General features: G+C 49.8%; 19 protein-coding genes. 14 read left to right on the top strand and 5 right to left on the bottom strand.

Features of this window, described 5'->3' with window-relative positions; genetic code table 11:
- Window positions 1-73 precede the first annotated feature (73 nt).
- From P3339_RS13520 to P3339_RS13485, 8 genes are all read left to right on the top strand, one after another.
- Window positions 74-721 (top strand): YiaD family glycine zipper/OmpA-like lipoprotein, encoded by a 648-nt coding sequence (locus P3339_RS13520; RefSeq protein WP_020415114.1) that lies wholly within the window; start codon window positions 74-76, stop codon window positions 719-721.
- Window positions 722-1,108: 387 nt separating this feature from the next.
- Window positions 1,109-2,194, top strand: coding sequence for a PQQ-dependent sugar dehydrogenase (locus P3339_RS13515; protein ID WP_282950814.1), 1,086 nt, complete (start codon window positions 1,109-1,111; stop codon window positions 2,192-2,194).
- A 345-nt stretch (window positions 2,195-2,539) separates the two neighbouring features.
- Window positions 2,540-3,004 (top strand): hypothetical protein, encoded by a 465-nt coding sequence (locus P3339_RS13510; protein WP_282950813.1) that lies wholly within the window; start codon window positions 2,540-2,542, stop codon window positions 3,002-3,004.
- A 355-nt stretch (window positions 3,005-3,359) separates the two neighbouring features.
- Window positions 3,360-3,908 (top strand): hypothetical protein, encoded by a 549-nt coding sequence (locus P3339_RS13505; RefSeq protein WP_282950812.1) that lies wholly within the window; start codon window positions 3,360-3,362, stop codon window positions 3,906-3,908.
- A gap of 73 nt (window positions 3,909-3,981) precedes the next feature.
- The gene (locus P3339_RS13500) at window positions 3,982-4,350 is read left to right on the top strand and encodes a SpoIIAA family protein (protein ID WP_020415118.1); all 369 of its coding nucleotides are present in this window, start codon (window positions 3,982-3,984) and stop codon (window positions 4,348-4,350) included.
- Window positions 4,351-4,385: 35 nt separating this feature from the next.
- Window positions 4,386-5,189 (top strand): class I SAM-dependent methyltransferase, encoded by an 804-nt coding sequence (locus P3339_RS13495; RefSeq protein WP_020415119.1) that lies wholly within the window; start codon window positions 4,386-4,388, stop codon window positions 5,187-5,189.
- A gap of 297 nt (window positions 5,190-5,486) precedes the next feature.
- Complete coding sequence (gene gad / locus P3339_RS13490; RefSeq protein WP_282950811.1) at window positions 5,487-6,860, top strand: glutamate decarboxylase; 1,374 nt, start codon at window positions 5,487-5,489, stop codon at window positions 6,858-6,860.
- Window positions 6,861-7,579: 719 nt separating this feature from the next.
- Window positions 7,580-8,314 (top strand): sporulation protein, encoded by a 735-nt coding sequence (locus tag P3339_RS13485; protein WP_282950810.1) that lies wholly within the window; start codon window positions 7,580-7,582, stop codon window positions 8,312-8,314.
- Between the two features lie 143 nt (window positions 8,315-8,457).
- Here the strand turns inward: P3339_RS13485 and P3339_RS13480 are convergent, their stop codons facing one another.
- Window positions 8,458-9,192 carry an SDR family oxidoreductase gene (locus P3339_RS13480; protein WP_282950809.1) on the bottom strand — a complete coding sequence of 245 codons (735 nt, stop codon included), beginning with the start codon at window positions 9,190-9,192 and terminating at the stop codon, window positions 8,458-8,460.
- Between the two features lie 114 nt (window positions 9,193-9,306).
- Here P3339_RS13480 and P3339_RS13475 point away from each other — a divergent pair, with 114 nt between their 5' ends.
- Window positions 9,307-9,921 carry a TetR/AcrR family transcriptional regulator gene (locus P3339_RS13475; protein ID WP_282950808.1) on the top strand — a complete coding sequence of 205 codons (615 nt, stop codon included), beginning with the start codon at window positions 9,307-9,309 and terminating at the stop codon, window positions 9,919-9,921.
- Between the two features lie 47 nt (window positions 9,922-9,968).
- On the opposite strand, the gene P3339_RS13470 is transcribed toward P3339_RS13475, so the two are convergent.
- From P3339_RS13470 to metH, 4 genes are all read right to left on the bottom strand, one after another.
- A complete protein-coding gene (locus tag P3339_RS13470) occupies window positions 9,969-10,517 on the bottom strand; it encodes a DUF934 domain-containing protein (RefSeq protein ID WP_282950807.1) in 549 nt (182 codons plus the stop codon).
- Window positions 10,501-12,162, bottom strand: a complete 1,662-nt coding sequence (locus P3339_RS13465; protein ID WP_282950806.1) for a nitrite/sulfite reductase — start codon at window positions 12,160-12,162, stop codon at window positions 10,501-10,503. The genes P3339_RS13470 and P3339_RS13465 overlap by 17 nt, the downstream gene beginning before the upstream one ends.
- 510 nt (window positions 12,163-12,672) lie before the next feature.
- Window positions 12,673-12,894 carry a DUF2970 domain-containing protein gene (locus P3339_RS13460; RefSeq protein ID WP_020415128.1) on the bottom strand — a complete coding sequence of 74 codons (222 nt, stop codon included), beginning with the start codon at window positions 12,892-12,894 and terminating at the stop codon, window positions 12,673-12,675.
- Between the two features lie 4 nt (window positions 12,895-12,898).
- Window positions 12,899-16,594, bottom strand: a complete 3,696-nt coding sequence (gene metH, locus P3339_RS13455) for a methionine synthase (protein ID WP_282950805.1) — start codon at window positions 16,592-16,594, stop codon at window positions 12,899-12,901.
- A gap of 393 nt (window positions 16,595-16,987) precedes the next feature.
- On the opposite strand from metH, the gene P3339_RS13450 reads away from it, so the two are divergent.
- The 5 genes from P3339_RS13450 to P3339_RS13430 all read left to right on the top strand — a co-directional run bounded on the left by P3339_RS13450 (window position 16,988) and on the right by P3339_RS13430 (window position 21,247).
- Window positions 16,988-17,668 carry a type 1 glutamine amidotransferase domain-containing protein gene (locus P3339_RS13450; protein ID WP_020415130.1) on the top strand — a complete coding sequence of 227 codons (681 nt, stop codon included), beginning with the start codon at window positions 16,988-16,990 and terminating at the stop codon, window positions 17,666-17,668.
- 118 nt (window positions 17,669-17,786) lie between these two features.
- Window positions 17,787-18,377, top strand: a complete 591-nt coding sequence (nfuA, locus tag P3339_RS13445) for a Fe-S biogenesis protein NfuA (protein WP_020415131.1) — start codon at window positions 17,787-17,789, stop codon at window positions 18,375-18,377.
- A gap of 230 nt (window positions 18,378-18,607) precedes the next feature.
- Window positions 18,608-19,465 carry a patatin-like phospholipase family protein gene (locus tag P3339_RS13440; protein WP_020415132.1) on the top strand — a complete coding sequence of 286 codons (858 nt, stop codon included), beginning with the start codon at window positions 18,608-18,610 and terminating at the stop codon, window positions 19,463-19,465.
- A 30-nt stretch (window positions 19,466-19,495) separates the two neighbouring features.
- Complete coding sequence (locus P3339_RS13435; protein ID WP_282950804.1) at window positions 19,496-20,278, top strand: patatin-like phospholipase family protein; 783 nt, start codon at window positions 19,496-19,498, stop codon at window positions 20,276-20,278.
- Between the two features lie 93 nt (window positions 20,279-20,371).
- Entirely contained in the window at window positions 20,372-21,247 is an 876-nt protein-coding gene (locus tag P3339_RS13430; protein ID WP_282950803.1) for a patatin-like phospholipase family protein, read from the top strand.

Below are 21,247 nucleotides of genomic sequence, written 5' to 3'. Positions count from 1 at the left end.
GGGACTGTGCAGGAGCACTGGGCTCAGTGCATCCCAATACCCGTTTATTAAAAGTGCGTTAGGAGAACCAATAATGAAACATTGGGTAGCAATTCTTGCAATGGGCTCACTGGTGGGTTGTTCCACTTTGGACCCATACACCGGTGAGAGTAAAACCAGTAATGCCGCCAAAGGGGCAGGAATTGGCGCTGTAGCTGGTGCAATTGTCGGTGCGGCAACTGCGAGTAAGAAAGACCGTAAGAAAGGGGCTCTCACCGGGGCCTTGGGTGGCGCAGCCATTGGCGGTGGCATTGGCTATTATATGGATCGCCAGGAAATGGCTTTGCGACAGCGCCTGGAGGGCAGTGGTGTTCGTGTTCAGCGTGAGGGCGATAACATCCGTCTGATCATGCCTGGCAATATCACATTTGGTACCAACCGCTCCGATATTCGAACTGACTTTTACGATACTCTGGAATCTGTGACTGTTGTTTTACAGGAGTTTGATAAGACAGCCATCCGTGTTAGTGGCCATACTGACAGCACTGGCTCTGACGTTTACAACCAGTCCTTGAGTGAACAGCGCGCTAATTCGGTAGCTAGCTTCTTCAGTAATAGCGGTGTTGCCTACGGTCGTGTACAGGCTGTCGGTTATGGTGAGCGTTATCCGCTGGCTAGTAATGACTCTGAATCAGGCCGCCAAGCTAACCGTCGTGTAGAGCTCGAGCTGTTGCCGCTATAAGCGGCATGAGGCTTAGTTGCCTCTAGAGTGACACTCGCAGCGCCTAACTTAATAGTCGTAGGCGCTGCGGTCCTAATTAATCCCTTTTGACCTCCTCAGTATCAATCCTCCTTTACAGATGTGGCAGGGTTGCTCTTCTACTTTTATGTTTGTTTAATCATTGACCTTACTTTCAGGCAGGGGTAGTAAACTCAGGGCTAATAGTGCCGGTAGCAAACCATAGCTGGTGGCAACAGCCATTCGTAAAGGGGGGCGATAGGGCTTTTAAAGAGTTTCTTTTAGGTCGCTTAACTTATTCTCGCAGGTTTCTGTCTCATACAGTCTTTATTGGTTAGTCAAAAAGTGCATCTAAAGCTAAGATAGCATTTTGTCTGTTGACTGCGTCCCATGAAAAAAATACTGCTAATTAGTTTATTGCTCTCATCAGTAGTGCAAGCTGAGATTACCCTTGAACAACTAAAGGTGCCGGATGGCTTTGAGCTTAGTTACTTTGCTGAAGATGTAGAGACTGCACGGCAACTGGCACTTTCTGAGTCAGGTACTGTTTTTTCTGGCTCTTTCAGCGCCAAAAAGATATATGCTTTCAAAGATACAAATAATGATGGAAAAGCAGATCGGCGTTGGTTGCTCATGGAAAACTTAAGAGCGCCGACAGGGGTTGCCTATAAAAATGGCGATTTGTATGTGGCCGATATTAATAAAATTATTCGTTTTCCTGATATAGATAAAAATCTTGATAAGCCCAAATCTGAAGTGGTTTATGATCAGTTCCCGTCTGATAGGCATCACGGTTGGAAATTCTTACGTTTCGATAAAAAGGGTAATTTAATAGTTCCTGTTGGTGCGCCATGTAATATTTGTGATGCAGATAAACGCTATTCCAAGATATTTTCTTTAGATCTGGCTTCAAAGGAAACAAAAGTAATAGCTAATGGAGTGAGAAATACTGTGGGTTTTGATTTTCACCCGCAGACAAATGAGTTGTGGTTCAGTGATAATGGCAGGGATATGATGGGAGATGATATCCCGCCTTGTGAAATTAATAGGGTAAGCTACGAAGGAGAGCATTTTGGTTACCCCTATTTTCATGGCGCTGATATTGCAGACCCTGAATTTGGTCAAGATAGGAAGGTTAGTGATTATTCCGCACCAGTACTAAATTTGGGTGCCCACGTCGCACCTCTGGGAATACACTTTTACCTTGGCAATCAATTTCCTGATGATTACAGGAAAAACCTTTTGGTTGCGGAACACGGCTCCTGGAATCGAAGCAAGAAGTCGGGTTATCGTGTGATGTTAGCTACTGTAGAAGAGAATAGAATCACCAACTATAAACCTGTGATTACTGGTTTTATGCGGGATGAAACGACTTTTGGACGCCCGGTGGCCTTCCTGGAGATGCCTGATGGCAGTGTGCTGATTTCAGATGATTTTGCCCATAAGATTTATCGTTTAACTTACAGTGATCATTGAACTTCAGCTGAAGTGATTTTCTATAGAAGTATTGGGTTAGGCTGCCTGTAAAGGCGGCCAACTATCTTCAATATTTCCAGTAGCCATTAATGGGGCTCTAATTGCCTTGTCGCGTGTGCTTACTCATGTTTTGCGTGGAAGACAAGCCTTGACACTAATAGCCCGGCATGTTTCATATAATTCATTGGTTGAGATGACCGGGCTTCCCTGTCAGTTGAAACCCATGAATACTGACCGGTAAACGCTTTTTTCATAATTTCTTGCTGAAAGTTTAAAATCAAAATAGGGTTCTTCCGGGTTGTGCTATTTCTACAGTAGCGACAATACGAATAATGGAGAAAGCCTGTGTCCCGTCAAGCCACCCTAATAACGCTCTCCCTGGGGTTTGTCTTAATTTTCCTCAATTTGATGCCTCATATGGGACATGCAGAAGAAGGAGTATTGGGTGTGCCTACTACCAACCTGGAGATGCGTTTTACCGAAGCGGCGGTGGTAGCTCAGGTGGAGGTTATAGGAATTCATAGGGATGTAGACAGCGCTCTCTCAGAGCCGGGTGTCACAGCAATTTCAGGCTATGTTTATTCGGCTGTTCCTGAACAGATATGGAAGGGGGCTGTGGCAGATCAAATCACATTTCGTTTGGGGCTGGAGTTTTGCGATACCAAGCTTGAGAAAGGGGAGCGTTATTTGATCTTTGCCAGTCTGGATAGTTATGGACGGCTACAACTGCGCAGCTGCGATGCCGCAGTGGTGGAATCTGATGCAGAGGAGCTCTTAGCAGAGCTCAATGAATTCACCACTCGAGGATAGGTGCTTTAAGAGCGCCGCCAGTAACTTTGTTGATCTAATTTTGTTGAATAGAACTGTTGGTTGTAAGTTGCCTGCTATTTACAGCAATCCAAACTCTCCAAGTGGAGGTTACCTCCTTGAAGTACGCCAATGCCGAGTTATTCTTATCAGTATTGGCGTCATCTTCTTTTAGTCGATATGCGTTGAATTACTTGGCGCTGGCGTCAAAAGGCCTTAGGGCCAGCTATTATTGCCGCAGGGATGCAGTGTGAGGCAAGCCTATAGTGCTCACTGCCGTGGGCCCAAAAGCCCAGGCGCTTAGCCGGCCTTGCAATAAGTGTTTTCCAGAAACCGCTTGGGGTCGAGAGGTCGACGTATGAAGAAGCTATTGATTCCATTGATCATTTTGTTACTGATCATCGGATACTTTATGTCTCGCAGTGGCGAACACAAGGCCAAAGAAGCCTATGACTCGATGGATCAGCCAAAGAGCGAGCAAATGAACGATAACTCCACGCCGTCGGGTAGCGGCAGTGGTAGTGATTCTTCTTCGCCTAACGGCACCACCACACCACCTGATGGCATGGGTAACCCCGATACCCAGGTGCCACAGGAATCCGATCAGACAGATCCCACACCTCCTGGGGGTAGCACTTCTACTAGCTCTGGCTCAGTTCCCTCGAGCGGCGGACCAACCCCGGAGCCTGGGGAAGCAGATGCAGAGACTGCTAGTGGCAATCCTGATGATTCAACCCCACAGGAAGAGCCGAGCACGGCAAGCCCCGCTGGTGAAGCTGTTGATGAAGCCTCCAGTGAAGCCCAGCAAGCAGTAGAGGGTGCTGAAAATATGGAAAGTAATCCCGGTGATACTGACACGGGCACTGATGAGGGAATGGAAAGTAATTCTGGCCAGCCCCAGCAATAGATAGAACAGAAAGTAGGAACTAGGAGATCGGTGAGGGTCGCCTGTTTAGGCGGCCCAAAGCTATTTTAACAGAATGATCGAGCACAAATGGTGTCAGGGACACAAAATCCTAGAAATTCGCCCCAAGGGAAAGTTTTCTGCAGAAGATTTCCATCAGCTGGCGTCACAAGTAGATCCAGTGATCAGGGAACAGGGCAGAATAGAAGGACTAATGATCGACGCAGAGGATTTTGCTGGATGGGAAAATTTCGTCGCGATGATTACTCATTTTCGTTTTGTGCACGATCACCATAAACACATACAAAAAATTGCGGTGGTGTCCGACAACCCTGTTTTAAGTTTTATGCCGCATTTGGTTTGTCATTTTATCAGCGCAGAAGTCCGCCCGTTTAACTCGAATGAGAAGTCTGAAGCTCTGGAATGGTTGGAAAATCCGGGGTAGCATCACGCACCATCTAACGATTTTTAGGAGTAGTGGTGAGTCCAGCATTGGCCATTATCGCGGCGGCCAAAGATTACCTTGCCGCTGCTGAGCAACTTTCCAACCAGCTTGACCTTCCCTGCCTGGGTGTTGAAGATCCCACAGAAATTTGTGATTTTCCGCAGGTGCTACGTTGCGGTGAGCAACTACAGTTGTGCGCGACAGGAAAAAAAGCACCGGGACCAGTGGTTGTGGACTTTGTTGGTGGGGCTATGGCGCACAGGCGTAAATATGGTGGCGGTAAAGCGCAGCCAGTCGCTAAAGCTGTTGGTATACGGCCTGGTTTTCACCCCCGTGTTTTGGATGCGACCGCAGGGCTCGGACGTGATGCCTTTGTTTTGGCATCATTGGGCTGTGAAGTCCTGATGTTAGAGCGTAACCCAGTGGTGTATTTGTTGCTGCAAGATGGCTTGAGGAGGCTGCAGGAAGCTGCAGTCCTTGATCCAGAGTTGATATTGGTGGCTGAGCGATTGTCCCTTACTGATCGAAAAGACTCTTCTGCTGACTGGCTGGCACAGCAAGCGGAAGGTTCCTGGCCTGTTGTCTTCCTGGACCCAATGTTCCCGCCACGGGGCAAAAGTGCCAAAGTAAAAAAAGAGATGGTGGCTTTCCACTATTTGGTAGGAGCAGACGAAGATGCGGATGCTTTACTTGAGCCCGCGCTTAAGGCCTGTTATTACCGTACCGTGGTCAAGCGCCCGAAGCAGGCTCCGCATCTGGGTGAAAAAAAGCCCACGCTCTCGCTTGAGGGTAAGTCAGGACGTTTTGATATCTATACCAAACATGGCGTTCCTGGCTAAGCCACTTTAAGAATGTTTAGCTGGCGGCTTATGTAACCACCGGCTAAATATCGAATCAGGTAATATCATATTGCGTCTTACCCAAAAGCAGGGTGCTCTCATTTGCTAGCTCCTTTTCCTTCCTAAACAGCTGGTTGTAGCTGGTCACAGGGTCTATGTTGCCTTGGTGCCTGGTGGCATTTTGGTTTCTACTGCTATGTTGTTGCAAAACATCCATATGTAAAAACCCTCTTGGTATAAAGAGGGGGATATGCAGCGGCCCTTCATTGATGCAGATTAATGGCAAGGAGGTTGGCTATGAGAGAGAAGTCTCCGTTCGACCTGTTTTTTGATGAGTACAATGAGGATATTCCTGAAGATCACTTTCCCCGTGACAGTATTTGTGCTTATGCCGCCGAATCCATTGTAACCAGTGAAACCTGGTCTGACGCCAAACCGGCTATGAACCTGTCGTCCTTTGTCACCACCTTTACTGAGCCCGAAGCTTTTGAAGTGGCAAAAAAGCACTATCTCAAAAATTATATCGATCATGATATGTATCCCCAGCTTTTTGCTATGGAAGCACGGATGGTGCGCTGGTTGCACGAACTTTGGAATGGCCCGAAGAATGTAGAACCCTATGGTGCAGCGACAATAGGCTCTTCAGAAGCTTGTATGTTGGCGGGTCTGGCCCATAAATGGCGCTGGCGTAAGAGGCGAGAGAAAACAGGTAAAGATGGGGGCAGGCCTAACTTGGTCACAGGTGCCAATGTACAAATTGTGTGGGAAAAATTTATGCGCTATTTTGATGTAGAGCCACGCATTGCCCCGCTTAAGCCTGGACATTACCGTTTTACCAGTGAACACCTGGATACGTTAGTAGATGAGAATACAATAGCAGTGGTGGCTATTGCGGGGCAGACATTTACCGGTGAGGATGATTCCTTCCGTGCGATCCATAATTGGTTGGATAGTTATCAGGAAACTACTGGCCATGATGTCCCTATGCATATTGATGCTGCATCCGGTGGATTTGTGAACCCGTTTTTATATCCGAATTACCACTGGGATTTTCGCCTGCCGAGAGTTAAATCTATCAACGCGTCCGGTCATAAATTTGGCTTAGTGCCGCCAGGTTTAGGTTGGATAATTTTTAGAGAGCGTGCTGTTTTTGATGAGGACTTGATGTTTTATGTAAACTATTTGGGTGGTGAGATGCCTACTGCCACATTGAACTTTAGTCGCAATGCCTCCACTGTTGCCTACCAGTATTACAACTTTATTCGTCTCGGTTTTAAGGGTTACCAGGATATTATGCAGCATACTTTGGATAACGCTCAGACTTTACGTAATCGTTTGGTGGATAGTGGCTACTTTGAGATTATGAACAAGACTCAGCGTATCCCGGTAGTGGCGATGACTCTGAATAATAAAATCACCAACTTTAATGAGTATGATATTTCAGATAAGGTCCGTGAGCGGGGTTGGGTTCTGTCAGCTTATTCGATGCCGCCAAACGCCCAATCAGTAAATACCTTGCGAATAGTGGTGCGCCCACACCTTAATCTGAATGCAATACATGGCCTGGCAGATGACATCATTAACGCCTGCAACTGGTTGAAGCAACACGGCGGCAATGCCAGCCCACCGAAACTGCACGACCCTCGGAAGGTGGCGCCGAGTAAGTGTTAGTTTTCGTCTTCTGGTGAAAGTTGCTTTTAGGTGTTCTCTGTTATATAGAAAAATAACGTAAGATTTGAGGTAAATTTTAATATCTGTTTCTTATAAGGATTTAAAAAGAATAATCAATAATTATTCCTTCAGGTTATTGAAGCATACTCCAACATATATACATCGCTCACATTAATAGCCGCTAGACTGGGGCCCTGAATATTCGGTCTATATTATTATGGGATACAGACTATGAGTTGCAGGTACTCCGTAGTTTGGCAGTGGGCATACATGCAATTTTAGTTGAGGTGATCAAGGTAAAACTACTAAGAAATGTCCCTATGCCAAAGGTGGAATTTTTGAGGCCTTAGTGGCAATTTGGGTTGAAAAGTGGGGCTAATCAGATCTTTGGGGCGCTTTATCGGTAGGGGGAAGATTGACGATAAAAAATGATAATTTTAGCCCAGCGATTTTCTTCAATATATCGATCCAAATTTAAAAATAGGGTTGATGGACGCTTCATAATATGATCTTTTTTCAGCTTTGGGGGCGGGTCTTGCAATGTTAATGATTGGCAAACAGCAATAATTGAGAAATATCTCGAGTAAGGATATGCTTCAGCAGAATCGGATTATTGGGTTGCCTCTGATAATGATGTGCAATTAGGGGCTGTGGCCAAGTATTTAGGCCATGTTAATACTCAGTATCAATTCTAACTTGTCAGTGTTTTGGGGAAGTTCATGTTTCAAAAGTTAAAGGCCTCTTTGGGTATTGGTGCCGCAAAGGTTGATACAGTATTGGAAAGTAGCAGCATACTTCAAGGCGGTGTCCTTAAAGGAAACATTCATATCGCCGGTGGAGAGGTGGAACAACAGATTGATGCTATCAATTTGAAACTCTGTACTGAGGTGAAAATTGAAAATGATAACGGCGTTAGTTACCAGCAATTTGTCCTGGATCAAATTCAGGCTCTGGAACCATTTTTGATCAATGCTAATGAATCCAAGCAGTTACCCTTTGAGCTTAAATTGAATGACGAAACTCCGGTAACCGCACTTAACACGCGCAAGAACCAATGTCGGGTTTGGTTAGAGACCGTGTTAGATATTGATTTTGCGCTCGATCCTAAGGATAGAGATCTTCTGCAAGTACGGCCCTTACCTGTTGTCGAAAAGGTGATCGCGGCGATAGAGCAGGGTGGATTTAGCATGGTGAAAGCGGATGTCGAGAAGGGGTACCTGAGGGGAGGGAACTTTTCTTCAAAATCTGGATGTTACCAGGAGATTGAGTTTAAGAATTCAGGTCTTCTTAGTTCAAAAGAAATTGAACTTTCTTTTATTCTGGAGGGGGAATGGTGCACTGCTTGGCAGAAGTTGATCGTAGATTTGGTCTGCGAGGCGATCAATATCGTTCTTTTACCTTGCATCGCGATGCCGATGAGAAGGAAGCTACTGCGGCTGCCCAATCAATATTGACACTGTAGTTAGTAGTGCCATCCATTCTAATTTGTTAAGACATTTGCATGCTGAAACCCGCGATGTGTTAATAATAGCAGGCGCTAGTCATTAAACATCGCGGGTTATTTGGTTATCAATGTTTAGCTAATTTTGCTTGACAATTATTCACTGAAATCTGCAGTGACAATCGTATCTGAGAATCCTTGATAGGCGGCCTCAAACATCTTAGCCATAGGGTCTGGGAATAGGTGAAAGTCCCCGTTTGCGAGGGACTCAACAATGCCTTTGGCTACAGTACTGGGAGCCTCTCCCTCCTCCAATCCTGCCTGTTTGGCCATATCGGTTTCTATCGGGCCTGGATGCACGCTGAGTACTTGTATTCCACGCTCTCCAAGTGTTTCTCGAAGGGCTTGAGTTATTGCGTAGCTTGCGGCCTTGGAGGCGGAATAGGTGCTCACCTGGGTGAAGGCACGCAGAGATACGACAGAATTCAATTGGACCAGTGCGCCGCGGTTCTTTTCCAGTTGAGGTGCAAAGGCCTTGGCAATCCTTACTAGCCCGAATAGGTTTACATTCAACTCGTGCTGCAGAGACTCTTCAACCTGCTCGCCAAGGGGTTCCGTAGGAGCTAGTACCCCGGCATTGTTGACCAGGATATCCAAGTCCTGGATTTCTTTTGCTAGTGCTTTTATTCCATTGCCATCCGTAACATCCAGTTGCACGGGGACTACCTTAGCACCGTATCTTCTAGTGAACTCAGCTGTGGTCCCGGGGCTTCGCACCGCCAGATAGACTTTTTTTGCCCCCTCCTCAATAAAGGTTTCCACAATGGATTTGCCAATACCGCGATTGGCTCCGGTGACCAGTGCAACTTTGCCTTGAACGGAAATACCCATCCTGATTCTCCTGTGAGTGATTACTATCTTCAATCTGTACCGATCGGTATGATTTGAACTGAAGTGTACTGATCGGTACAATATTGTCAAATGGTTTTTTGAAGAGACTTCACTATGGCGGGGCGTAGACTTGAGTTTGATAAGCCGAGCGCACTGGATGCTGCGATGCGAGTGTTCTGGAAGAAGGGATATGTGGGGACATCTTTAGCAGATTTAACCGGGGCTATGGGGATCAATAAGCCCAGTCTTTATTCTGCTTTTGGAAATAAAGAAGCGCTTTTCGTGCAGGCTTTACATCAATATTTAGAAAAACATGCCAAAGATCGCTTGGCTTATTTAAGTGACGATAAGCTGACGCTGACTCAGCGGATCTCTGGTTTCCTCCTTGCAACCGTCAGGGGCCAGTTGGCCGAAGAGACCCCTAAGGGCTGCTATTTGGCCCAGGGTCTGTCGGAGACTGCTGGAGAAGGGCTTCCCAAGGCAGCTATACAGGCCTTAAAAGCGGCTGATGAGGAGAATATGCGTTTGCTGGTGCGTTTCTTTCAGAGTGATGCTGACTCCCAATACTTGGGTTTAGATCGACAGGCGGAAAAGGTGGCTTTATACCTGGTGGCTCTGCTTCACGGCACTGCATCCCTGTCCCGGTCGGGCAGGAGCAGGTCTGAGTTGGAGGGTATCCTGGGATTTGCGCTGCGTGGCCTGGGAATCAATGAGGATGGGAAGCGGTGATCTGCCTCTACGCTGGATGGCAGGGGCAGATCTTACAAAATATTGCCTCAGAAGCGCCTACGGAACATTGGCAGGGGTTGGTCTGTTCCTGTTTGGTAGCTGTCACCGAAATCACTTAGGGAGTCTTTTAAGCTGACAAGGGGCTGTTCACCCTCAAAAGCATAAGCGTTAAAGCCACAGCGTTGAAGGTAGGTAAGCTGATCCCGCATAAAACCACCCACAGCCCGCAATTCGCCTTTAAAGCCAAACCGCTCGCGCAGTAGGCGGCCGGCTGTGAAGCCACGGCCATCGGCGAAAGCAGGAAAATTTATAGCGATCAGTGGAAGTTCTACAGCCTCATCACCAATCAGCTCCGCGCCTTCCTCGCTATCAAGCCAGACGCCGATTTCATCATGGCGAGCCGCGAGAGCTTCTTGATTATCTTTCCACTGGCGCAAGGGCAGGATTACCTTGCCATCGGGTAAAGCAGACAGATCAAAATCTTCGCCAGCTTCAACTTGGGGTATCAGCTGCCACTCATTGGGGCTAACCTCGCCATTGAGGATCAGCTCGGCGGGATTGCCCGGCTGCGGGCCCAGTTTAGCTGGCTTTGGCATAGACTCTCTCCTTGAAGGGCTGCAGGCCGATGCGGTTATAGGTATCGATAAAGGGTTCTTCGGCTTGGCGCTGCTCAACATAAAAGTCGAGAATTTTACCAATCACTTCAGGGACTTCTGCGCGGGAAAAGCTCGGGCCCAGTACTTTGGCCAGGCTTGCCTCGTTGGAGGCGCTACCTCCAAGCTGGATTTGATAGAATTCCTCGCCCTTTTTATCGACGCCAAGAATTCCTATATGCCCCACATGGTGGTGGCCACAGGCATTCATACAGCCGGAGATATTCAGGTTCAGGTCGCCCAGGTCATATAGGTAATCCATATCGTCGAAGCGGCGTTGGATTGCTTCGGCTACGGGGATGGATTTGGCGTTGGCAAGGGAGCAGTAGTCACCACCGGGGCAGCAAATCATATCGGTCAGGGTGCCGATATTTGGGGTGGCGAAGCCATACTTACGCGCCTGCTGCCATAAATCATACAGCTTGCCTTGCTCCACATCGGCGAGTACTACATTCTGGTCGTGGGTGACACGGGCCTCACCAAAGCTGAAGTTGTCGGCGAGCTCTGCAATGGCGTCCAGTTGGCTGTCGGTTACATCACCAGGGGGTACGCCGGTGGGCTTGGTGGATAGCTTGATAGCGCGGTAACCAGGTACCCGATGCGGGTAGGTATTGCGTTCCAGCCAGCGGGCAAAAGCTTTATTGCCATCCGCTTGTTGCTGTAGCGCGTCCTGCGTACTGGCGCTGTCAAACTCTTTGTATTCAGGTGATGTGAAAAAGGACTTGGCCCACTGCAAAGCTTCCTGGGTCAGCTTCTCTGCACCATCTTTAATATGCTGCCATTCCTCTTCTACCCGGCGGCCAAATTCCTCTGGGCCAAGGGCTTTTACCAGGATTTTAATGCGCGCTTTGTATTTGTTATCGCGGCGGCCCAGCTGATTGTATACGCGTACAATGGCTTCCAGGTAGGACAGCAGGTCCTTTTCAGGTAGGAAGTCACGAATGGTTTCGGCAATAACCGGTGTGCGGCCCTGGCCGCCACCAACCAGCACCTGAAACCCGATTTCCTCGCCGCGCTTGATGATTTGTACGCCGATATCGTGTACGCGGATGGCGGCGCGATCCTGTTCTGAACCACTCACGGCAATCTTGAACTTGCGCGGCAGGAAGGCGAACTCAGGATGGAAGGTGGACCACTGACGGATAAGTTCGCAGTAGGGGCGTGGGTCGGCGATTTCGTCGAGGGCAATGCCGGCGTAGGGGTCTGAAGTCGTATTGCGAATACAGTTGCCGCTGGTTTGTACAGCGTGCATTTCCACTTCGGCCAATTCGGCCAGAATAGAGGGTATATCTTCCAGCTGCGGCCAGTTGTACTGCAGGTTCTGGCGCGTAGTGAAGTGGGCATAACCCTTGTCGTAATCGCGGCTCACACGAGCGAGGCGGCGCAACTGGGTACTATTGAGCAGGCCATAAGGTACGGCAATGCGTAACATGGGGGCCAGTCGCTGAATATAGAGGCCATTTTGCAGGCGCAGCGGCAGGAATTGTTCCTCGCTTAACTCGCCAGCGAGATAACGTTCCGTCTGGCCGCGGAACTGGGCCACGCGATCGTTGATGATGGCGCGATCCCGGTCGTCGTATCGATACATAACAGCTTGATTCCATTGCCTTTGTGCGCTGATGGTGGAGAAAGGGGCGAGCCCCGGATAAATCTCCACTGGCGCATAACATACCAGCGCTCTTATGCAATAAATAACAATATTTTCCGCTATATCTGTAACTAACGGTTATAACGGAAAAGGAATTGCTCGCATATGCTGTCTTGCGCGATAAACGGAGATTTGCTCTACTTGACTGGCCGTTCCATGCGGCTCATCTACTTTGCATAACAATAATGAGCAATCGGAGTGATTCGATGAATGAAGAAGTAGTTGTTACCCCGGAAGAAGACAATTTTGTAGACGCTATAGCCGCCGTGGCTCTAGTCGCTATTTTTGTTGCCACCTGTGTTTTCTGGGTTGCTACCCGCTAGTAACCCAATGGCCCGGAGCTAGGCATTACCGGGCCTCCTACCTTCATTTTTTTAGGATGTTAGCAAAGGCAGCGGACTAGTCCTATCGGTTTCTTTAGTCGTAGTCGCTTGATTTCTGACTACGCTCTTAGCCCATATTGCCCAGAACAGTTTTCACAATGAGTGCCAATGCCAGTACAAAAAATGTGGTGAAGAGAATACCGGCGATAACATAGTTCACCATGCTACCGCTTTGAAAATCACGCTGTCGATTCTTGTTACTCTGAACGCCGATTGCCGCGGCCAGAGTGCTGAGCACTATCTGGCCAAAACCGGGTTTACCTGCCTTTTCTTTATTATTTTCTTGCATAGGCTCACTCCTCCAGATTGGGACGTAGCCAGCGCTCCAGTTCCAGTTCGCTGACACCTTTTCGTTTGGCAAGACTTTGCAGCTGGTCCCTGCCAATTTTGCCGACATTGAAGTATTTTGCCTGGGGGTGGGCAAAGTACCAGCCACTCACTGCGGCTGCAGGCATCATGGCAAAGTGTTCAGTAAGACTGACGCCTGCATTTTGCTCCGCCTGCAGTAATTTGAATAGAGTGGCTTTTTCCGAATGATCTGGGCAGGCCGGATAGCCCGGGGCAGGGCGGATACCTTGGTAAGCCTCCTTGATCAGCTCCTCGTTGCTGAGCGTTTCATCTGCCGCATAGCCCCAATATTCTTTACGGACCAGGCGGTGTAATGTCTCGGCAAAGGATTCCGCCATACGGTCTGCCAGGGCTTTTACCATAATGGCGTTGTAATCATCATGTTTGGCTTCGTAACCCTCCGCCAGCTCATCTGCGCCGATACCGGTGGTTACTGCAAAGCCGCCCACATAATCTATTTGGCCGGATTCCAGCGGCGCAACGAAGTCCGCCAGAGAGCGGCACAGACCATCGCCGCCGCGTTTCTGTACCTGTTGGCGCATATGGTGAAGGCGGGCCAGTTCCTCGCTGCGGCTTTCGTCCTTGTAGACGATGATATCGTCGCCGACGCTATTGGCGGGCCAGAGGCCGAATACGGCACGTGCACGCAATAGTTTCTTATCGATAATCTCTTTTAACATGCGTTGAGCATTGTTGTAGAGATCGGTAGCTGCTTCTCCTACGATTTCGTCTTCAAGGATCGCTGGGAATTTACCTGCCAAATCCCAGGAGATAAAGAAGGGGGTCCAGTCCATAGTATCGAGCAATTTCTCCAAGGGGAAATTGTCGATCACGGTGAGGCCCAGCTTGTTGGGGCGTGCCGGCTGGTAGTTTTTCCAGTCGAACTCCGGTGCGGTGTCACGCGCCTCCTCGTAGGTCAGGCGGATGTCATTGCGCTTTCGGTTGGCGGTGCGGGTGCGCACTTTCTCATATTCGGCCTGGACCTTTTCCACGAAAGCCGGGCGCAGCTCATCGGAAATCAGACTGCTGGCCACACCTACGGCGCGGGATGCATCCGCCACATACACCACTTGGTTGCGATGAAACTGGGGGTCAATTTTCACGGCGGTATGGGCTTTGGAGGTGGTGGCTCCACCGATAAGCAGGGGAATATCAAACTCCTGGCGCTCCATCTCGGCAGCTACGTGAACCATTTCATCCAGGGAGGGGGTGATTAGGCCAGACAGGCCAATAATGTCACATTCTTTGTCCCGCGCAGTTTGAAGGATGGTTTCCGCAGGGACCATAACGCCTAAATCGATTACTTCGTAATTGTTACAGGCCAGCACGACTCCCACGATATTCTTGCCGATATCGTGCACATCCCCTTTAACAGTAGCCATCAGGATGCGGCCGTTGGAGCGACTGTCCTCGGTTTTTTCCGCTTCAATATACGGTTGTAGGTAGGCTACCGCCTGTTTCATTACCCGGGCGGATTTCACAACCTGGGGCAAGAACATCTTCCCTTCACCAAACAGGTCGCCGACGATATTCATGCCATCCATCAGCGGGCCTTCAATCACATCCAGCGGGCGTGAGGAGTTGGCACGGGCCTCTTCGGTATCTTCCTCGATGTAGTTGTTTATGCCTTTTACCAGGGAGTGTGCCAAGCGTTCGTTCACGGGCAGTTGGCGCCAGCTCAGGTCCTCTTTGCGCGCAGCTCCTCCACCATCGCCTTGGTACTTGGGAGCGATTTCCAGCAGGGCCTCAGTAGCATCCGGGCTGCGGTTAAGGATTACGTCCTCGACTTTGTCTCGCAGTTCCTCTGGCAATTCGTCATAAACCGCCAGCTGGCCGGCGTTAACGATACCCATATTCAGGCCGGCTTTAATGGCGTGAAACAGGAATACGGAATGGATGGCCTCACGTACCGGGTTGTTGCCCCGGAAGGAGAAGGAAACATTGGATACGCCGCCGCTGATCTGGGCACCGGGCAGGTTTGCGCGAATCCAGCGGCAGGCTTCGATAAAGTCCACCGCGTAATTGTTGTGTTCCTCAATACCGGTGGCGACGGCGAAAATATTCGGGTCGAAAATAATATCGGTGGGATCGAAGCCGACTTCATCCACCAATACATCGTAGCTGCGCTTACAGATTTCAATTTTTCGCTCGAAGGTGTCCGCCTGGCCATCTTCATCAAAAGCCATCACCACCACAGCCGCACCATAGCGCAGGCACAGCCGGGACTTTTCGATAAACTCCTCTTTGCCTTCCTTGAGGCTGATGGAGTTCACTATGGGCTTGCCCTGAATACACTGCAGTCCGGCCTCGATCACCTCCCATTTGGAGGAATCCACCATAAATGGCACCCTGGCAATATCCGGCTCGGTAGCGGCAAGATTGAGGAACCGGCGCATAGCGGCAAATGCGTCGAGCATCGCCTCATCCATATTGAAGTCGATCACCTGTGCACCGTCTTCCACCTGTGCAGCAGCCACTTGCAAGGCGGTGTCGTAATCCTCTTCCAGGATCAGGCGCTTAAATCGGGCGGAGCCCGTGACGTTACAACGCTCGCCCACATTGACGAATAGGGCATTTTCATCGGCGACAAATGGCTCCAGGCCTGATAGACGCAGTGCGGGTTTAATTTTTGGCAATTGTCGTGGGGCCAAATCGGCCACCGCTTCGGCAATTGCGCGGATATGATCTGGAGTGGTACCGCAGCAGCCGCCGAGGATATTGATAAATCCACTGCGGGCAAATTCCGCTACGATTGCGGCGGTCTGCTCCGGGGTTTCGTCGTATTCGCCAAATTCATTGGGCAGTCCCGCGTTGGGGTGGGCGGAGACATAAGAGGCACAGGCGCCTGACAAGGCTTCCACATAAGGGCGCAATTCGGTGGCGCCCAGGGCGCAGTTAAGCCCCACAGAAATCGGTTTTGCGTGGGCAACGGAATAGTAAAAAGCTTCGGTAGTCTGGCCGGAAAGGGTGCGGCCGGAGGCATCGGTAATGGTGCCGGAAATCATAATCGGCAATTCGAAACCCAGCTCCTCAAAGAGCTGCTGCATCGCATAGATGGCTGCCTTGGCATTGAGGGTGTCAAAAATGGTTTCAATTAAGATCAGGTCACTGCCACCATCAATCAAGGCGCGGCCCGCTTCTACATAATTTTCTACCAGCTGATTAAAAGTGACATTGCGTGCGCCGGGATCATTGACGTCTGGTGAAATACTGGCGGTACGGGAAGTGGGGCCGATTACGCCGGCTACCCAGCGCGGGCGTTCTGGGGTGGAAAGTGCATCCGCTGCGCGGCGCGCAATCTCTGCGGAAGCTCGGTTGATCTCCACCACCAAGTGTTCCATATCGTAATCTGACTGGGACAGCTGGGTCGCGTTAAAAGTATTGGTTTCGATAATGTCTGCGCCGGCTTCCAGGTACTCCCGGTGGATCTTTTCAATCAGCTCCGGGCGGGTCAGGCTCAATAGATCATTATTGCCCTTCAGGTCGCGGGGGAAGTCGGCGAAACGCTCACCTCGGTAATCGGCTTCTTCCAGCTTTTCCCTTTGGATCATCGTCCCCATGGCGCCATCCAAAATCAGGATGCGCTGTGCGAGCGTGCCATTTAGTTGCTCTAGACGTTGATCACGGGACTGCTCGGACATATACCAATCCTTATGTTGTCGATGGCGTGAGAGCCATCAATCTTAGCACAGTACTTCCACCAAAAAGGGGGCGACTTAGTGTATCAATAGAGTATCCCCACAATAACCGGTATTTTTTTGCTAAATAACAGCAATTTATGTTTATGGTTGCGCTATTCATGGGTACAAAAAAGCAGGCGGCAGTTTTGTTGCGCCTTATACACTGTTAGGACCTGCTCTTTTCAATAGCATTGATTCAGCAGTTTCAGGTAGAGAATCTAAACGGGGCTAAGGGGCAGGGAATTTCACAGTGTGACTAATTGGTGCTCTAGACTTCCCACAGTTTTTCATTCTTTGATACTGATAATCGAGTGATATCCGCCAATTAACGTTTCATTTTGCTGGAGGCTACTGATGAAAATACTGATGGTACTGACTTCGCACGACCAACTGGGCAATACCGGTAAGAAGACCGGTTTTTGGTTGGAGGAGTTTGCCGCACCTTATTACATCTTTAAGGATGCGGGAGCTGAGGTGACCTTGGCGTCTCCAAAGGGCGGTCAGCCGCCACTGGACCCTAAAAGCGATGAACCGGATTTCCAGACAGCGGCAACTGAACGCTTTCACCAGGATCCGGCAGCCCGGCAAGTGCTGGCTAACACTGTGAAACTAGCTGATGTAAAAGAGCCAGATTTCGATGCAGTTTTTTATCCTGGAGGTCATGGCCCACTCTGGGATCTCGCGGAGGATCAGAAGTCTATCTCCCTTATTGAGGACTTCTTTGCTGCGAATAAGCCAATAGCTGCAGTCTGCCATGCTCCCGGTGTTTTCCGTCACACCTTGCGCCAGGATGGCAAACCGCTGGTCTCCGGTAAGAGTGTCACAGGCTTTACCAACACCGAGGAGGCTGCAGTTCAGTTGGTGGATGTGGTGCCCTTCTTGGTGGAGGATATGCTCAAAGATAAAGGGGGACACTACTCCAAGAAAGACGATTGGGCGCCCTATGTGGTACAGGATGGCAAGTTGGTGACTGGTCAGAATCCTGCCTCATCAGAGGAAACTGCCCAGACTCTAATGGGACTGATCCTGGTTTAGGCTGGCTTTGGGAGGCGTCGAGGGACGCTCGTCACCTCCCGGCCAATACACCGGTTTCACTTGAGCGTTTCTGAGAGTAAAATACCCGACAAAGTAGCTCGGTTATTTGAGAAGGCTTATGTCAGAATTGAATGTCACCATTACCGAATCTGCGCAGGAATACCTGAAGGAACTGCTGGCCAAGCAGGACTGCGAGGGAATTGCCATTCGCATGTTTGTCTCTAACCCCGGCACACCCAGTGCCGAAACCTGCATCGCATACTGCCGCCCTGGTGAGGAAGAGGCAGATGATGTGATGATTGAGATGAATGGTCTCAAGGCATACTTCGAAGGGCGGAGTGTGCCTTACCTGGATGAGGCTCGAGTGGATTATTCATCAGACAAGATGGGCGGCCAGCTTACTATTCGTGCGCCCAACTCGCGCATGCCCAAGATTACCGATGACAGCCCCATCGAAGACCGGATCAATTACGTACTCTATAACGAAGTGAATCCCGGACTTGCTGCTCATGGTGGCCAGGTGAGTCTTGTGGAGGTTACCGAAGACAAGTTTGCTGTGCTCAAGTTTGGTGGAGGCTGTCAGGGGTGTGGCATGGTGGATATGACCTTGAAAGAGGGCGTTGAGAAAACACTGAAGGAAAAGATCCCAGAGCTTGCTGGCGTGAAAGATATTACTGACCATACCGATAAATCCCAGGCTTACTATTGATCGCAAATGCCGGGTTAGCCCGAATGGCATGATCGTCTGAGTTAAAAAGCGGCCTATAAGGTCGCTTTTTTTATTGTGCATTTTTAACTCCCATTCTCATGTTTGATGCGGCGAACGGCAGGGTGCCGCATTGCTTCCCCCTGTTTATATTTGATTTATTGACAACGCTTTTCTGTTGATGGAGTGGCGTTTTCCTTGCAGATACACTGGACTGGCGGGGAAGAGAATTTATGTTTGACCAGGTAGTGTTTGCCGGTGGCGGTGTTCGTTGTACCTGGCAAATTGGATTCTGGGATGCAGTGGCCAGTGAGATACAGCTGACCCCGAAGGTGGTTAGTGCTGTTTCCGCCGGGGCTTTGGTATCGAGCCTGATCCTTATGGGGAAATCCCTGGCAGCGGTAGATCACTTTGCCTCGGAGTTTCGTAGCAATAGTAAGAACATCCACTGGCAAAACCTGTTTAAGAGTGAGCCGGTCTTCCCTCATCACGATATTTACCGTCGAGCCATGCGCAAACTATTTGCCGGCGGCCTTAAAAAACTGCGTGCGACTGCAGACTTGCGTGTCGCGGTCGCTTATTCACCAGAGTGGCTCAAGGGGCCTTTAGCACTGCTTCTGGGGATTGGAATCGACTATTCCGATACCTATATCTCACGCAGCTTGCATCCGGATGGTGCCCGGCGGATTGGCTATCGGCAGTCCTTTATTTCCGTGCACAAATGCACTGATGAGTTGGAACTGGAACGGCTAATTTTAACCTCTTCTTGTACGCCCCCTTTGACACCAAGGCAGCAATTTAGGGGCGCGGAAATTCTTGATGGTGGTGTGGTGGATAGTGTGCCGGTTGGGGGCTTGGACCCGACCCCGGGTAGGGTCCTGATTTTGCTGACCAGAAATTATCCTCAGTACCCTTGGTGTTTTACCTGCCATAGGGGTGAACAGTTGTGGACTTATGTGCAGCCCAAGCAGCCTCTGTCGATCCGGGTATGGGATTTTGCAAATCCCGAGGCTTTGAACCGGGTTTTTCACGCTGGGCGCGCAGACGGCCAAGCATTCCTGGCGATGCTACTGGCAGGAGAGCACTGTTGACGATTAGCCGCGAAAGTGGAGTTGCGCGGAATGTTTGATCAGGTGGTCTTTGCTGGTGGCGGCGGGCGCTGTACCTGGCAGATAGGGTTTTGGGAGACCGTTGCTGAAAAAATTCAATTGCGCCCCCGTGTGGTGAGTGGCGTGTCCGCAGGCGCATTGATTGCAGGCCTGATTATGATTGGCAAAGCCCCGGCAGCTGTGGACTATTTTGCCTCTGTGTTTAAGGCCAATCAAAGGAATATCTATTGGCGTAACCTGTTTCGCAAGGAGCCGGTGTTTCCCCACTATGATATTTACAGGAACGGTATCAGGGCACTTTTCTCAGAACGTTTTCCTCGCCTGAGATCTGCGGCTGAGTTGAGGGTTGCCATCTCCCGGCCGCCGAGCTGGCTTCCGGTTTCCCTGTCATTGGCTATGGGAGGGGCTATTTACTACTCAAATAAATATCTGCTGCACGGGCTTCATCCCTCCGCAGCGCGACGCCTGGGGTATCACCAGGATTTTTATCGTGTCCAGGATTGTGCTGATGTAGCCGACTTTGAGCATTTGATATTGAGCTCATCTTGTACGCCACCTTTTACTCCTCGATTACGATTCCATGGTCTGGAGGCACTGGATGGTGGGGTGGTAGACAATGTCCCGGTTGGGGGAATAGATCCTGGCAAAGGCAGGGTGCTAATCCTGCTGACACGCCGTTACCCAGGTTGTCCTGATTGGTTCATCGAGCGTAGGGGGAGCAACTCTGGACCTATATACAGCCATCGAAGTCTCCGCCGATCAGTGTTTGGGACTTTACAAATCCGGAGGGGCTGAGAAGTACCTGTGAAATGGGCCGCCATGACGGCCGACTTTTTTTACGCAATGTACTGGCAGATCGCTGTTTTTACACTGACGTGGGGAAAAGTAATGTTTGAACAGATGGTCCTTGGTGGAGGTGGCGGTCGTTGTACCTGGCAGCTGGGTTTCTTGATGGCTATTACGCAGGAGATTGAGTTGGCACCTAAAGTGATCTGTGCTGCGTCAGGTGGAGCCATGGTGGCAAGTTTCCTGTTGATGGAAAGGTGTGAGGAGGCGGCAGATTATTTCCATTCGGTGTGCAGGAACAATCAGAGCAATATTCACTGGAATAACCTTATTTCTGACGAGCCGGTATTTCCTCATTTCTCCATTTACAAAAAAGGAGTGAACCATCTGTTTTCTGGGGGGTTCGAGCGTTTATGTGCTGCTGCTGACTTGCGAGTGAGCGTAATTCACCCACCTTCATGGTTACCGTCTCCCCTGGCTTTAGCGACAGGAATTGCGCTTGATCACCTAGAGAAGCAATTTGCACAAAGACTTCACCCAACAATGGCTTTCCGGTTTGGTTTTCGCCAAATGTTTTATGGGGCGCGGGACTGCTCCAATGTGGCCGAATTAGAGCACTTAATTTTGAGCTCCTGCTGCAACCCACCCTTATCTCCCAGGCTCTATTTCAATGGTGAAGAAGCCCTTGATGGTGGGGTTGTGGGCAATGCACCGGTTGCGGGCCTTGATGCTGTAAGAGGCCGTGTCCTGATTCTCGATGCCGGGCATTTTGCTAACTTCCCAACATTTCACAGCGTGCGTAAGGGAGGTCAGCTATGGACTTACGTTCAGCCATCCCAGGCGCTACCGATCAGCGTTTGGGAATTTAGTGATCCGGAGGCTACTCGAAGAACTCTGGAGATCGGTCGTGCTGACGGACAGGCTTTCCTGAAATACCTATCCAGCGAAGAAATAAAAATCCTTTGGGGTTGGGATTAA

The sequence above is a fragment of the Microbulbifer sp. MLAF003 genome, from assembly GCF_030012965.1.
Classification (GTDB): domain Bacteria; phylum Pseudomonadota; class Gammaproteobacteria; order Pseudomonadales; family Cellvibrionaceae; genus Microbulbifer; species Microbulbifer variabilis.
The sequence above is the reverse complement of the archived record's forward strand: the minus strand, read 5'-3'. Positions and strand labels throughout refer to the sequence as shown.

What these genes read in the sequence shown, in the direction of transcription:
- P3339_RS13430 (WP_282950803.1), top strand. Translation starts at nt 20,372, where the DNA reads ATGTTTGAACAGATGGTCCTTGGTGGAGGTGGCGGTCGTTGTACCTGG.
- P3339_RS13505 (WP_282950812.1), top strand. Translation starts at nt 3,360, where the DNA reads ATGAAGAAGCTATTGATTCCATTGATCATTTTGTTACTGATCATCGGA.
- P3339_RS13485 (WP_282950810.1), top strand. Translation starts at nt 7,580, where the DNA reads ATGTTTCAAAAGTTAAAGGCCTCTTTGGGTATTGGTGCCGCAAAGGTT.
- P3339_RS13520 (WP_020415114.1), top strand. Translation starts at nt 74, where the DNA reads ATGAAACATTGGGTAGCAATTCTTGCAATGGGCTCACTGGTGGGTTGT.
- nfuA (WP_020415131.1), top strand. Translation starts at nt 17,787, where the DNA reads ATGTCAGAATTGAATGTCACCATTACCGAATCTGCGCAGGAATACCTG.
- gad (WP_282950811.1), top strand. Translation starts at nt 5,487, where the DNA reads ATGAGAGAGAAGTCTCCGTTCGACCTGTTTTTTGATGAGTACAATGAG.
- P3339_RS13460 (WP_020415128.1), bottom strand. Translation starts at nt 12,894, where the DNA reads ATGCAAGAAAATAATAAAGAAAAGGCAGGTAAACCCGGTTTTGGCCAG.
- metH (WP_282950805.1), bottom strand. Translation starts at nt 16,594, where the DNA reads ATGTCCGAGCAGTCCCGTGATCAACGTCTAGAGCAACTAAATGGCACG.
- P3339_RS13435 (WP_282950804.1), top strand. Translation starts at nt 19,496, where the DNA reads ATGTTTGATCAGGTGGTCTTTGCTGGTGGCGGCGGGCGCTGTACCTGG.
- P3339_RS13475 (WP_282950808.1), top strand. Translation starts at nt 9,307, where the DNA reads ATGGCGGGGCGTAGACTTGAGTTTGATAAGCCGAGCGCACTGGATGCT.
- P3339_RS13470 (WP_282950807.1), bottom strand. Translation starts at nt 10,517, where the DNA reads ATGCCAAAGCCAGCTAAACTGGGCCCGCAGCCGGGCAATCCCGCCGAG.
- P3339_RS13480 (WP_282950809.1), bottom strand. Translation starts at nt 9,192, where the DNA reads ATGGGTATTTCCGTTCAAGGCAAAGTTGCACTGGTCACCGGAGCCAAT.
- P3339_RS13515 (WP_282950814.1), top strand. Translation starts at nt 1,109, where the DNA reads ATGAAAAAAATACTGCTAATTAGTTTATTGCTCTCATCAGTAGTGCAA.
- P3339_RS13500 (WP_020415118.1), top strand. Translation starts at nt 3,982, where the DNA reads ATGATCGAGCACAAATGGTGTCAGGGACACAAAATCCTAGAAATTCGC.
- P3339_RS13440 (WP_020415132.1), top strand. Translation starts at nt 18,608, where the DNA reads ATGTTTGACCAGGTAGTGTTTGCCGGTGGCGGTGTTCGTTGTACCTGG.
- P3339_RS13450 (WP_020415130.1), top strand. Translation starts at nt 16,988, where the DNA reads ATGAAAATACTGATGGTACTGACTTCGCACGACCAACTGGGCAATACC.
- P3339_RS13465 (WP_282950806.1), bottom strand. Translation starts at nt 12,162, where the DNA reads ATGTATCGATACGACGACCGGGATCGCGCCATCATCAACGATCGCGTG.